We start from the raw sequence: 12,524 nt of genomic DNA, 5'->3' as shown, positions 1-12,524 counted from the left end.
AAGGATGCTCCGCCTCGTGACCCTCGAGACCCTCACCGCTCCCGACCGCGCCCGTGCCGATGCCGCCTGGTGGCGGCAGGCCGCCGTCTACCAGATCTACCCGCGCTCCTTCGCCGATCGGAACGGCGACGGCATCGGCGACATCGCCGGAATCACGGCGCGCGTGCCCTACCTGGCGCGGCTCGGCATCGACGCGGTGTGGCTGAGCCCCTTCTACCCCTCCGAGCTCGCCGACGGCGGGTACGACGTGGCCGACTACCGCGCCGTCGACCCGCGGCTCGGCACCCTGGAGGACATGGACGCGCTCATCGCCGCGCTGGAGGCCGAGGGCATCCGCACCATCGTCGACATCGTGCCCAACCACACGAGCGATCAGCACACCTGGTTCCAGGAGGCCCTCGCCTCGCCCGCCGGATCGCCCGCGCGCGATCGCTACATCTTCCGCGACGGCCGCGGACCGGACGGCGCCGAGCCGCCGACCGACTGGGTCTCCGTCTTCGGCGGTCCGGCCTGGCACCGAGTGGCGGACGGGCAGTGGTACTTCCACAACTTCGCGCCCGAGCAGCCCGACCTCAACTGGGCGAACCGCGAGGTGCGCGACGACTTCCTCACCACGCTGCGCTTCTGGTCGGACCGCGGCGTCGCCGGGTTCCGCATCGACGTCGCCCACATGCTGACGAAGGACCTCACCGAGCCGCTGCCCTCGCAGGCAGAGATGGATGCCCTGCCCCGCGAGGGCGACCACCCGATCATCGACCGGGACGACGTGCACGAGGTCTACGCCGAGTGGCGCCGCGTCTTCGACGAGTACGACCCGCCCCGCACGGCCGTCGCCGAGGCGTGGGTCGCCCCGCACCGCCGCCCGCGCTACGCGAGCGCCGAGGGGCTCGGGCAGGCCTTCAACTTCGATCTGCTCGAAGCCGATTTCGACGCCGAGCAGTTCGTGAGCATCGTCGACGACAACCTGCGCCTCGCCGCCGCCTCGGGCTCGTCGACGACGTGGGTGCTCTCGAACCACGACGTCGTGCGCCACGCGACCCGGTACGGCCTCGACCGCCCCGCGCGCAGCGCCGACGGCCGACCGGTCGAGAAGCACGGCAACGCCTGGCTGCTCGCCGGCGGCCCCGAGAGCGCGCTCGACCGCGCCGCGGGTCTCGCGCGCGCTCGCGCCGCGAGCCTGTTCGTGCTCGGCCTGCCCGGCTCGGCCTACCTCTACCAGGGCGAGGAGCTCGGTCTGCACGAGGTCGCGACCATCCCCGACGTCGAGCGGCAGGATCCGACCTTCTTCCGCAACCCCGGCGTCGAACTCGGTCGCGACGGGTGCCGCGTTCCGCTGCCGTGGAGCGCCGAGGGACCGAGCTTCGGCTTCGGCCCGGGCGGCAGCCACCTGCCGCAGCCCGACTGGTTCGCCGAGCACGCCGTCGAGACGCAGGAGGACGACCCCTCCTCGACGCTCGAGCTCTACCGCGCCGCGCTCGCGCTGCGCCACGAGCTGCAGGGCGCCGAGTCGCTGCGCTGGGTACCGACCGGCGATGCGCAGGTGGTGCGTTTCGCCCGCCCCGGCGGCTGGCACGTGGTCACCAACTTCGGCGACGGGGATGCCCCGCTCGCGCCCGGCGACGAGGTGCTGCTGGCGAGCCGATCGCTGTCGGGAGCAGTGCTGCCGCCGGCCACGACGGCCTGGATCCGGGTCGACGACGAGGGCGATCGCCCCGCATAGGGATCTCCCAGAAAAATAACGAACCGGTAACTAGACACCGTTACCTGGCCGTTATACAGTCGGTGTCAGCAGAGGTTGTTTGCTGTGGCAGCCTCCGCGGAATGTGATTGCAGGACACTCTTGGTGCAAGGGAAGAGGCCCGGTCGCTCGCCTCGGCGGCCGGGCCTTCACCATGTCCGGGGCCGCTCGCGGCCCTGAACCATCGGCGCGGAGGGCCGCTCGCGGCCCTGAACGATCGACGCCGTCGCAGCCAGGAAAGATCAGCGCAGTCGCGACCCTCCGTGTGCGCCCTGCGTACACAATCCCTATGCGAGTGCATAGAGTTGCGGTCGTGACCGACAAGACGCTCGCCATCGACGCATGGGAATCGTTGTTCCGCGCCCAGGTCTCGGTGCTGCGGCAGCTCTCGGCGGAGTTCCCGACGGCCGAGATCTCGTTCACCGAGTACGACGTGCTGTTCAACCTCAGCCGCCAGCCCGAGCGCCGGATGCGCATCCGCGACCTCATCCCCCACCTGCTGCTGAGCCAGCCGAGCGTCAGCCGCATGATCGACCGGCTCGCCGGCCGCGGTCTGGTCGAGAAGCAGCCCGACCCGAGCGACGCGCGCGGCACGATCGTCGCGCTCACCGACGAGGGCTACCGACTGTTCAAGCGGGTGGCGGTCGTGCACGCCGAGTCGATCTCCCGCCGCGTGGGGGGCAGCCTCACGCCCGAGGAGCTCGTGCAGCTCACCGCGCTCTGCGACCGCCTGCGGGGCTGAGCCCGAGCGCCTCGCGCAGGCGGCGACGCCGGCGACGGGATGCCCCCAGCACGGTGCCGAGCAGGTGCGGCAGCTCGAGCGGGGCGCGAGCGAGCATCCATCGTCTCGCCGCCCGCACGTCGCGCTGCACCGCGCCGCTATAGCCCGGAGTCGCATCGAGCGAGGCGAGCAGCAGCCGGTCGCCGTGGCCGACCTCGTCGAGGGCCCAGCGCCGCTGGGCGTAGGCGCGCGAGGGCATGCGCGCGGCCATCGGCGGCAGCCCCAGGGCGGCGCAGAACCGGCGCATGACCGCCTCGGCGCGCAGTCCCGCGATGAGCACGGGCACGCGCTCGAGCTCGTCGTTGGTGATCTCGGCGAGGAAGTGCTCGAGGAGGATGGCGGTGACCGACTCGGGCGGGGGCGCCGCCGCGCGCGGCCCGAGGTTGTCGTGCACGGCGAGGATCATGGTGACGAGGCGGTCGACGGCGGCGACGTCGCGGTCGTAGGCGCGCATCGGCACCCGCCACTCCCACAGGTGCTCGAACGCGACCGCGGGATGCACGCTGAAGCCGGGCAGCAGCGGGTACAGGTTCAGCAGCGCGCCGGAGGGGACGTGCCGCAGTCCGAGGGCCCCGCCGGGGGCGAGGGAGGGCCGCATCGAGGCGGGGACCCACCCCTCCGCTCCGAGGGCGCCGAGCAGCGCGGTCTCGCCCGCCGGGTCGATGACGAGGTTCGCGGCGGGGGCGGGACGCGGCGAGATGAGGCCGTGGAGGACGAAGACCGGACCGCCCGCGATGATGCTGCGCACCCCGAGTCGCTCGGCATGATCGAGCACAGTCCGAACGGCCGCGCGTGCATCGTCACGGGCGGCGGAGGGCACGATGCCGGGGGAGGGTTGCGGGCTGTCATCGACCATTCGGGAACCTTCCAGAGAGGCTACCCCCGGGTGCCCGTAGCCTGGCGGCTATGAGGCCATCCCCCAGCATCGTGTGGCTGCGCGATGACCTGCGCATCACCGACAACCCCGCCCTCGACGCCGCCGTCCGGCGGGGCGGCCCGGTGATCGTGCTCTACCTGCTCGACGACGCCTCGCCCGAGGTACGCCCGCTCGGGGCCGCGAGCCGGTGGTGGTTGCACCACTCCCTCGAGCGCCTGCGGGATGCCCTGCGCGCGCTCGGCGCCGACCTCACCCTGCGCCGCGGCAGCGCCCGCACCGAGCTGCCCGCCCTCGTCGAGCAGTCCGGCGCCGGGGCCGTCTACTGGAACCGCCGCTACGGCGCCGCCCGCGAGGTCGACGCCGAGCTCAAGACCCGCTTCACCGAGGAGGGGCTCGAGGTGCAGAGCTTCCAGGGCTCGCTGCTGTTCGAGCCGTGGACGATCCGCACGGGCTCGGGCACCCCCTTCAAGGTGTTCACGCCGTTCTGGCGCGCGTGCCTCGCGGCGGGCGAGCCCCGCGAACCGCTCGACGCGCCCTCGGCGCTCGAGGGCGTCGAGGGCGTCGCGAGCGACGACCTCGATGACTGGGAGCTGCTGCCGACCGCGCCCGACTGGGCCGAGGGCCTGCGCGAGACGTGGACCCCGGGCGAGGCCGGAGCCCACGAGCGGCTCGAGGCCTTCGCCGACGAGCACCTCGGCGAGTACCACCGCCGCGACGAGCCCGCCGTGCCGGCGACGAGCATGCTCAGCCCGCACCTGAAGTTCGGCGAGCTCAGCCCGTTCCAGATCTGGCACCGCCTCCAGCGCGACCTCGATGCCTCGGCCCGGAAGAATCGCGCGAAGTTCCTCAGCGAGCTCGGCTGGCGCGAGTTCTCCTACACGATCCTGTTCCACTTCACCGAGCTGGGGCGCAAGAACTTCCGACCCGAGTTCGACGCGATGCCGTGGCGGAGGCCCGAGGCCGGCGAGCTGGAGGCGTGGCAGCACGGGCGCACGGGCATCCCCCTCGTCGATGCGGGCATGCGCGAGCTGTGGCGCACCGGCTACATGCACAACCGCGTGCGCATGGTCACGGCGAGCTTCCTGACGAAGAACCTGCGCATCGACTGGCGCGAGGGCGAGGCCTGGTTCTGGGACTGCCTGGTCGACGCCGACGAGGCCAACAACTCGGCCTCGTGGCAGTGGGTCGCCGGCTCGGGGGCCGATGCGGCACCGTACTTCCGGGTGTTCAACCCCGAGCTGCAGGCGAAGAAGTTCGACGGGCACGGGCTCTACGTCAACCGCTGGGTCCCCGAGGCGGGAACGCCCGCCTACCCCGAGCCGATCGTCGACCTGAAGCAATCGCGGCAGGCGGCGCTCGACGCCTACGAGGAGGTCAAGGCGGCCGCTCGGAGCTGATCCGCACATGAGAGGCCTCTCACGCAGGCCTCCTTCCGGTCTCATCCGGGGTCAGCACGATGGAGTCATCGGGAGGGGCAGCCCTCCCCCACCGACTTCCGTACGACCTCCGTACGACCGAGGAGAAGAGAAGACCATGCAGAAGAAGACCTGGATCGCCGTCAGCGCCACCTCCGTGCTCGGCCTCGGCCTGCTCGCCGGCGGCGCGACCGCCGCCGCCAACGCCATGACCCTCACCGAGGGCAGCACCGGCGCGACCGTGCCCGGCCTGAACGACGTCACCACCGACGTGAAGGGCAGCGGCCAGAGCGCCGACGTCAGCTTCTCCGTGCAGAGCGACAGCATCGTGACCCCCTCGCCGGCGACGGCCGCCTCGGTCGCCACGCCCGTGTCGGCGCAGAGCGTGCAGAGCCCCGTGACGGTGCCGACGCCCGTCTCGCCGGTGTCGGTGCCCTCGCCCGTCACGCCCGCGAGCCCCGTCTCGGTGCCGAGCCCGGTCTCCCCCGCGAGCCCCGTCTCGGCGCAGAGCCCGGCCTCGGTCGGCTCGAGCGACTAGGCCCCACCCGCTCGGGACGCGCGTTCGGGTCGCGCCTCCCCTCCCCGGAACGCCCGGCAGCCCCACCCAGGGCCGCCAGGCGTTCCGTCTGCGCGGGGGCCCGCTCGCGCTGGGGCAGACTGGCACGGTGACGCGCGACCGCACCCCCGTCCCTCCTGCGGCGCTCGCCGTCACGGCGATCGTCTCGGTGCAGTTCGGCAACGCGATCGCCGGCTCGTTCTTCGACCAGGTCGGTCCGCTCGGGGCCGCGGCGCTGCGGCTCGGCTTCGCCGCCGCCATCCTGCTCGCGGTGATCCGGCCCCGGGTGCGCGGATGGGATCGTCGCACCTGGCTCGGCGTCGCGGCCCTCGGCGCGGGCCTCGCGGGCATGAACGCTCTCATCTACCTCGCGATCGACCGCATCCCCCTCGGGGTCGCCGTCACGATCGAGCTGCTCGGACCGCTCGCGGTCGCCGTCGCGGGCACCCGCCGGGCGCGCGACCTCGCCTGGGTCGCGCTCGCCGCCCTCGGCGTCGTGCTGCTCGGTCTCGACGGCGACGGCGGCTCGCTCGATCCGCTCGGGCTGCTGCTCGCCGCGGGGGCGGCCGCGTTCTGGGCGCTGTACATCGTGGCCTCGGCGCGCCTCGGCCCCCGCGCCCGCGGCGTCGACGGGCTCGCGATGGCGATGCTCGTCGCCGCGCTCGTCGTCGTGCCGCTGGGCGCCGCCCCCGCCGCGACCGCGGTCGGCGCGCAGCCCGTGCTGCTGCTGACGTTCGCCGGCATCGCCGTGCTGACCTCGGCGGTGCCGTACGCGCTGGAGTTCCTGGCTCTCAAGCGCATGCCCACGCGCGTCTTCGGCGTGCTGTCGAGCCTCGGCCCGGCCGTCGCGGCGCTCGCCGGGCTCGTCGTGCTCGGGCAGCTGCTGACGGGCATCCAGCTCATCGCGATCGCGCTCGTCATCGCGGCCTCGATCGGCGCCGTCGCCTTCGGTCGGCCACGCCGGGACGGCCCCGAGCCGGTCGTGCCCCCGCTCGGCTGAGCCTTGGGTGCTCCGGCGGCGGGGAGCTGCCCGCGCGGATCCGCTAGCGGGGCGCCGGGGCGGGGCGCAGCGGGGATGGTGAGCGCCGGGCCCGTGCTTCCCCGCGTCGCCGCGATCGCGCGCCGATCACCGACAGCAGAGCGGCGATGCCGACGCCCAGGACGGCCCCCGCGGTATTGGCGATGAGGTCGCGCGGATCGGAGATGCGGGCGAGAGGGATCTGCGCGACCTCGATGACCCAGGTGAGGAGGACGCCGCCCGCGGCCGCGAGCCACCAGCGCCTCACCCCGACCGCGAGGAGCGCGAGCACCCCCCAGGGGATGAAGATCGCGATGTTGGCGGCGAACTCGACGAGCGTGCCCTCCGCCCACGTCTGCGGGTCCAGCCAGCTGCCCCAGCTGAGCACGCCCTGCTGCGCCTCCGACCCCACGTACAGCTGCGACACCGGGCTGAGCGTGAACAGCAGCAGCAGCGCGGTGTACGCCGCGCCGAGCACCAGCGCGGTCAGTCGGAGGCGGACCATGCCGACACTCTCCCCGACGCGACCATGAGCGACCTGCGCGGTCGCGCCGATCGGCGCCGGCCCGCCCGGCTCCCGACTACTGCCTCGATGGCCGACCTCCGACCCTGCCGACGGCCGTCGCCGCGGCCGCCATGCCCGCGAGGGCGGCAGCGTCGAGGTCGGCGCCCCGCAGGCGCGCGGCGATGACGCCCGCGGTGAAGGCGTCGCCGGCACCGGTCGGGTCGACGGTGATGACGGGGCGGGCATCCATCGATCGGATGCCCCCCTCGCGCTCGGCGATCACGACGCCGACCGCTCCGCACGTGAGCATCACGGCCGGAGCGAGGTCGAGCAGCGCCTCGGCGACGGCCGGGGCCTCGGAGCGCTCGTCGAGGCCCGCCAGCAGGCGGCCCTCGTCGAGGTTGGGCAGCAGCAGGTCGACGCCCCGCACGGCGGCGGTGAAGCGCGCGACGCCGTAGTCGGCGATGAACCCCGCCGACCCCGGGTCGAACAACACCGCGACGCCGCGATGGCGGGCCCGCGCCACGAGGTCGTGCAGCGCCGCGGGGTCGAGGGCGTCGAAGAGCGAGTACCCCGTCAGATGCAGAGCGCCCGCCGCGTCGAGCAGGGCGTCGGTCACCTCCGCCGGGTCGAGGGTGGCGTTGGCGCCGCGATCGGTGAGCATGGCGCGACGGTCGCCCTCGACGATGATGACGATCGTGCCGGTGCCGCGCTCGGCGTCCTCGCTGAGGTGGGCGGTGACGCCCGCGGCGGCGAGCTCGGCCGCGTGGAGCTCGCGCCGCCCCGCTCCGACCCGCGCGACGAGGTCGACCGGCGCTCCGAGGGCGGCGAGCCAGGCGGCGGTGTTCGCGGCGCTGCCGCCGGGGCTGCGGGTGATGCGCGCGGTCGTGTCGGTGTCGGGCCGCACCGGTCCGCTCGGCACGACGATGAGGTCGTCGATGACGTCGCCGACGACGAGGGCGCGGCGGGCATCCACCATTCTCAGCGCGCCGCCCAGGCAGCGGCGATGCGGCCCGCGACGGCCGCGTTGTTGCGCGCCAGGTCGAGGTTGACCTCGAGGCTGCGGCCGCCCGAGAGCTCGACGATCGTTCCGAGCAGGAACGGCGTGACCGCCTTGCCCGTGACCCCCGCCGCCTCGGCGAGCGCGAAGGCCTCGGCGAGCACGCGGTCGTGCTCGGCGGGATCCCACTGCTGATGGGCCGGGATGGGGTTCGCCACGACGATGCCCTGGCGGTGCCCGAGCGCGTCGTGCGCGGCCATGACGGCGGCGACCTGGGCCGCGTCGTCGACCGACCAGTCGAGGGTGAACGCGCTCTCGCGCAGCCAGAAGCTCGGGAACACGCTCGTGCCGAGCCCGATCACCGGCACCGAGTACGTCTCGAGCCGCTCGAGGGTCGCCGCGATGTCGAGCACGCTCTTCACCCCGGCCGAGACCACCGTGATGGGCGTGACGGCGAGGGTCGAGAGGTCGGCCGACTCGTCGAAGGCCTCGCTCGCCCCGCGGTGCACGCCGCCGAGCCCGCCGGTGGCGAAGACGCGGATGCCGGCGAGGGAGGCGAGGTGCGCGGTCGCCGCGACGGTCGTCGCCCCGCTGGCGGCCCGGCCCATGAGGATCGGCAGATCGCGCACGCTCGCCTTCGCCAGATCCTCCTCGGCGATGCGGCGCACACCCTCGGCGTCGAGGCCGATGCGCGGCACGCCGTCGAGCACCGCGATCGTCGCCGGCGTGACGCCCTGCTCGCGCAGGATCGCCTCGAACTCGATCGCGGCCTCGTGATTGCGCGGGCGGGGCAGCCCGTGGCTGATGATCGTCGACTCGAGCGCGACGACCGGGCGGCCCTCGGCGAGCGCCGAGGCGACCTCGTCGGAGAGGCGGAGGGAGGCGGGAGCGCTGCTCGCGGTGGTCACGTCGTCAGCGTATCCGCGGGGTTACCACGAGAGGCGACGACGCACGTGGAGGAGGTTTCCAGCATCCGATCGCCTCGACCGGTGGAGGCCCGTCATTCCGGGCCGGAACGCTCCCAGGTTCTCACAGCAAACCGTCGTTCCACCCCCGAACGGGGGTCGTTCCGGCCGCATCCGCCAAACCGGTGGCCGCCGCGTTCCGGATGCCTCCATGTGCCCGGCGGGAACGGTTCGACACCGTCCCCGATGAGAACCGGGCCCGAACCCGAACAGGAAGAAAGGTTCATCACCATGAACACGTTCACCTCGAAGAAGACCATTGGCACCCTCTCGGCGATCGCCGCCGCCGGCCTGCTCACCGCCGGCTTCGCCGCCCCCGCGATGGCCGACGACACCACCGAGTCCACCACCACCGTCGCCCCCGAGACGGTGCTCACGAGCGACCTGCTCGACAGCATCACGAGCGACACCACCTTCGCCGACCTGCTCGACGGCACGATCGACGGCTTCTCCGGCGACGCGACCATCAGCGGCCTGCTGGGCGACGTGACCGGCGGCGACACCTCGGTCGACGGCCTCGTCGGCGACGTGACCGGTGGCGACATCAACGGCGGCGACATCTCGAACGAGAGCCCCGTCGTGGTGGCCCCCGAGGTCGGCGACATCGGGTCGGGCAACGCCATCGGTTCGGGCAACGACGTGCAGGCCCCCATCGGCTCGGGCAACGAGACCAACGTCGACCTCGGTGACGTGAGCGACGTCGCCGACGTCGACGGCATCGTGGGCGACGTCACCGACGTCGTCGACGTCGACGGCATCGTCGGCGACGTGACCGGCTCGGTCGACGGCCTCGTCGACGGCATCACGAGCGACCTCGACCTCGGCCTGGGCGACATCCTCGGCTGATCCATCCGGATGATCGGATGACCCGGTCGGCGCGTTCGCGCGCCGACCGCTGCAGGACCGGAGCGGGGCTCGTGCGGTGGCACGGGCCCCGCTCCGCTGCGTGCGGGCGCGGCCGCTCCGGCGCCGTGGCGCGCGGATGTGACGGCGCGTGACGCGGCACGGGGCGCGCGCCCGGGTGCGCCGCCTACCGTGGGAGGCACGATGAGCGAGCTGCGAGCATCCACCCCCGTTCACGACGACCGCCGGTACCCGCCGCCCGCCGCCTTCGCGGCCGCGGCGAACGTGACCGAGGCGGTTCTCGCCGACTACCCGGATGACCCGCTCGCCTTCTGGCAGCAGCAGGCCGAGCGCCTGCCGTGGGCCGAGCGCTGGTTGTCGGTGCACGAGTGGACGCCGCCGAGCGACGACGACCCGCTGAGCCCCCGCGCGACCTGGTTCGACGGCGGCCGGCTCAACGCGAGCGTCGTCTGCGTCGACCAGCACGTCGACGCGGGCCGCGGCGATTCCGTCGCGCTGCACTTCGAGGGCGAGCGCGGCGACCGCGAGACCGTCACCTACGCCGAGCTGCAGCGCCGCGTCGCGCAGGCCGCGCACGCGCTCGAGGCGCTCGGCATCGGGCCCGGCGACCGCGTCGTCATCTACCTGCCGGTGCTCGTCGAGACCGTCGTGGCGGCCCTCGCCTGCGCGCGCATCGGCGCCGTGCACTCCCTCGTCTTCGGCGGGTTCTCGGCCGAGGCGCTGCGGTTCCGCGTCGCCGACACGGGCGCGGCGGCGGTGATCGCGAGCGACGGGCAGTTCCGGCGCGGGGCGGCCGTGCCGGTCAAGGGCATCGTCGACGAGGCCGTCGCGGGGCTCGACCACGTGCGGCACGTGCTCGTGGTGCGTCGCACCGGGTCCTCCCTCGACTGGACGGACGGGCGCGACGTCTGGTGGCACGAGGCCGTCGGCGCGCAGCCCTCGTCGCACACCCCGCCGGCGCTCGAGGCGGAGCATCCCCTCTTCATCACGTACACGAGCGGCACCACGGGTAAGCCGAAGGGCGTCGTGCACTCGACGGGCGGCTACCTCGTGCAGGCGAGCTGGAGCCACTGGGCGCTCTTCGACGCGAAGCCCTCCGACGTGTACTGGTGCACGGCGGACCTGGCGTGGGTCACCGCGCACACGTACGTGCTCTACGGCCCGCTGTCGAACGGCGCCGCGATCGTCATCGCCGAGGGCTCCCCCGACCACCCGGCGCCGACGCGGCACGCCGAGATCATCGAGCGGCTCGGCGTCACCGTGTACTACACGGCGCCGACGCTCATCCGCACGTTCATGGCGCGGTTCCCCGACGGGTTCCCGGCGTCGTTCGACCTGTCGTCGGTGCGCCTGCTGGGCACGGTCGGCGAGGCGATCAACCCCGAGGCCTGGGTGTGGTTCCACGAGCGGATCGGGGGCGGGCGGGCGCCGATCGTCGACACGTGGTGGCAGTCGGAGTCGGGCGCCGCGATCGTCTCGACGCTGCCAGGCGTGCACGACGGGGTTCCGGGCGCAGCGGGGCTGCCGCTGCCGGGCCTGTCGGTGCGGCTCGTCGACGAGAGCGGGGTGGATGCCCCTGCCGGCTCGAGCGCCCTCATCACCATCGCCGGACGTTGGCCCGCCATGGCCCGCACGGTCTGGGGCGACCACGACCGCTACCGCGCCGCGTACTTCAGCCGGTTCGCCGCGCAGGGCCTGTTCCTCGCCGGTGACGGAGCGACGGCCGACGCCGAGGGCCGCATCCGGCTGCAGGGGCGCATCGACGACGTGATCAACGTCTCGGGGCACCGCCTCTCGACGATCGAGATCGAGTCGGCGCTCGTCGCGCACCCGCTCGTCGCCGAGGCCGGCGTGGTCGGAGTGGCCGATGCCGTCACCGGGCAGGCGGTCGCGGCGTTCGTCGTGCCGGTCTCCCGACCGGAGGGTCTGTCCTCCGCGGCGTCCCCCGAGGCGGGGGGCGCGCGCAAGGCGGGGGCCTCGCTCGACGCGGGGGGCGCGCGCAAGGCGGCGGCCTCGCTCGACGAGGGGGCCTTGCTCGACGAGGCGGCCTCGCTCGACGAGGCGGCGCTGCTCGCGTGGCGGCAGGCGGCGGTGGATGCCCGGGCCGAGCTCGCCGCCCACATCGCCCGCGCGATCGGCCCCGTCGCGAAGCCGAAGCACGTGGTGCTCGTGCCCGACCTTCCGAAGACGCGCTCGGGCAAGATCATGCGCCGCCTGCTCGGCGACGTGCTCGACGGTCGCCCGCTCGGCGACACGACCTCGCTGCAGGACGAGTCGGTCGTGCCGGCCATCACGGCGATCGTGGGCGAGCGGGCCTGACCTCCTGCGGCGTGGCGCGGCGGCGAGACCGGGGGCGGGTCGCGGGGGCGGGCCGCCGTGGCGCTTCGCGGGGCCGGGTCGCCGTGGCGCTTCGCGGGGAGGGGTTGCGGCGCCGCATCATCGGGCCGGGTCGCGAGGCCGGGGTGCGAGGCCAGTGTGCAAGGCCAGTGTGCGAGGCCGGCGTGCGAGGCCGGCGTGCGGCGCTCGGCCACCTTCCCTGCCGTCGGGCCCGCCGGCCGGCTTCCTCTCTCTCGGCCCTTCCACAACTGCGGATCGCGTGAATCGCGCTCACCCGTTCCGCAGTTGTGGAAGGCGCGCGGGAGGAGCTGCTGAGGACCGCGGTGCGGGCTCGAACACGACCGGCGAGGGCGCCATCGGGCGAGACGGGGCGAGGGGCGAGGCCTCGCGCGCGGAGTAGCGCCCCTCGCGCGAGGTGGTGCGAGGATCACCGTGGGCGAGCGCGACGGCCAGACGAAGCCCCGGGCG

Annotated in this window: 11 protein-coding genes; 7 read left to right on the top strand and 4 right to left on the bottom strand. The window is 73.8% G+C overall.

The genetic code is table 11. The features are described 5' to 3' along the window. The first annotated feature begins 4 nt into the window (after positions 1-4). Positions 5-1,720 carry a glycoside hydrolase family 13 protein gene (locus OVN18_RS06165; RefSeq protein ID WP_267782729.1) on the top strand — a complete coding sequence of 572 codons (1,716 nt, stop codon included), beginning with the start codon at positions 5-7 and terminating at the stop codon, positions 1,718-1,720. A 307-nt stretch (positions 1,721-2,027) separates the two neighbouring features. Next, entirely contained in the window at positions 2,028-2,480 is a 453-nt protein-coding gene (locus tag OVN18_RS06160; RefSeq protein WP_267738751.1) for a MarR family winged helix-turn-helix transcriptional regulator, read from the top strand. On the opposite strand, the gene OVN18_RS06155 is transcribed toward OVN18_RS06160, so the two are convergent. Further along, a complete protein-coding gene (locus OVN18_RS06155; RefSeq protein WP_267782727.1) occupies positions 2,449-3,267 on the bottom strand; it encodes a hypothetical protein in 819 nt (272 codons plus the stop codon). The genes OVN18_RS06160 and OVN18_RS06155 overlap by 32 nt on opposite strands. A 158-nt stretch (positions 3,268-3,425) precedes the next feature. Between OVN18_RS06155 and OVN18_RS06150 the strand changes: the two genes are divergently transcribed. The 3 genes from OVN18_RS06150 (at position 3,426) to OVN18_RS06140 (ending at position 6,367) form a co-directional block, all read left to right on the top strand. Next, a complete protein-coding gene (locus OVN18_RS06150; protein ID WP_267782726.1) occupies positions 3,426-4,793 on the top strand; it encodes a cryptochrome/photolyase family protein in 1,368 nt (455 codons plus the stop codon). 136 nt (positions 4,794-4,929) lie between these two features. Continuing rightward, a complete protein-coding gene (locus OVN18_RS06145) occupies positions 4,930-5,349 on the top strand; it encodes a hypothetical protein (RefSeq protein ID WP_267782724.1) in 420 nt (139 codons plus the stop codon). 127 nt (positions 5,350-5,476) lie between these two features. Then, positions 5,477-6,367 carry an EamA family transporter gene (locus OVN18_RS06140; protein WP_267782722.1) on the top strand — a complete coding sequence of 297 codons (891 nt, stop codon included), beginning with the start codon at positions 5,477-5,479 and terminating at the stop codon, positions 6,365-6,367. Positions 6,368-6,410: 43 nt separating this feature from the next. Here the strand turns inward: OVN18_RS06140 and OVN18_RS06135 are convergent, their stop codons facing one another. The 3 genes from OVN18_RS06135 to OVN18_RS06125 form a co-directional block, all read right to left on the bottom strand. Continuing rightward, positions 6,411-6,890 (bottom strand): VanZ family protein, encoded by a 480-nt coding sequence (locus OVN18_RS06135; protein ID WP_267782720.1) that lies wholly within the window; start codon positions 6,888-6,890, stop codon positions 6,411-6,413. A gap of 76 nt (positions 6,891-6,966) precedes the next feature. Beyond that, positions 6,967-7,869 (bottom strand): carbohydrate kinase family protein, encoded by a 903-nt coding sequence (locus tag OVN18_RS06130; RefSeq protein WP_267782718.1) that lies wholly within the window; start codon positions 7,867-7,869, stop codon positions 6,967-6,969. A 2-nt stretch (positions 7,870-7,871) separates the two neighbouring features. After that, a complete protein-coding gene (locus OVN18_RS06125; RefSeq protein ID WP_267782717.1) occupies positions 7,872-8,798 on the bottom strand; it encodes a pseudouridine-5'-phosphate glycosidase in 927 nt (308 codons plus the stop codon). Between the two features lie 288 nt (positions 8,799-9,086). Between OVN18_RS06125 and OVN18_RS06120 the strand changes: the two genes are divergently transcribed. Both OVN18_RS06120 and OVN18_RS06115 read left to right on the top strand, forming a co-directional pair. Further along, on the top strand, positions 9,087-9,701 hold the full coding sequence (locus tag OVN18_RS06120; RefSeq protein WP_267782716.1) for a hypothetical protein: 615 nt from the start codon (positions 9,087-9,089) through the stop codon (positions 9,699-9,701). A gap of 201 nt (positions 9,702-9,902) precedes the next feature. Continuing rightward, positions 9,903-12,038: an acetate--CoA ligase gene (locus tag OVN18_RS06115; RefSeq protein WP_267782714.1), complete on the top strand. Its 2,136-nt coding sequence runs from the start codon at positions 9,903-9,905 to the stop codon at positions 12,036-12,038. The last annotated feature ends 486 nt before the right edge of the window (positions 12,039-12,524 follow it).

The sequence above is a fragment of the Microcella daejeonensis genome, assembly GCF_026625045.1.
GTDB classification, from domain to species: Bacteria; Actinomycetota; Actinomycetes; order Actinomycetales; family Microbacteriaceae; genus Microcella; species Microcella daejeonensis.
Note: the sequence above shows the minus strand (reverse complement) of the source record. Positions and strands in the feature narration are given on the sequence as shown.

What these genes read in the sequence shown, in the direction of transcription:
- OVN18_RS06160 (WP_267738751.1), top strand. Translation starts at nt 2,028, where the DNA reads ATGCGAGTGCATAGAGTTGCGGTCGTGACCGACAAGACGCTCGCCATC.
- OVN18_RS06135 (WP_267782720.1), bottom strand. Translation starts at nt 6,890, where the DNA reads ATGGTCCGCCTCCGACTGACCGCGCTGGTGCTCGGCGCGGCGTACACC.
- OVN18_RS06165 (WP_267782729.1), top strand. Translation starts at nt 5, where the DNA reads ATGCTCCGCCTCGTGACCCTCGAGACCCTCACCGCTCCCGACCGCGCC.
- OVN18_RS06145 (WP_267782724.1), top strand. Translation starts at nt 4,930, where the DNA reads ATGCAGAAGAAGACCTGGATCGCCGTCAGCGCCACCTCCGTGCTCGGC.
- OVN18_RS06115 (WP_267782714.1), top strand. Translation starts at nt 9,903, where the DNA reads ATGAGCGAGCTGCGAGCATCCACCCCCGTTCACGACGACCGCCGGTAC.
- OVN18_RS06150 (WP_267782726.1), top strand. Translation starts at nt 3,426, where the DNA reads ATGAGGCCATCCCCCAGCATCGTGTGGCTGCGCGATGACCTGCGCATC.
- OVN18_RS06130 (WP_267782718.1), bottom strand. Translation starts at nt 7,869, where the DNA reads ATGGTGGATGCCCGCCGCGCCCTCGTCGTCGGCGACGTCATCGACGAC.
- OVN18_RS06120 (WP_267782716.1), top strand. Translation starts at nt 9,087, where the DNA reads ATGAACACGTTCACCTCGAAGAAGACCATTGGCACCCTCTCGGCGATC.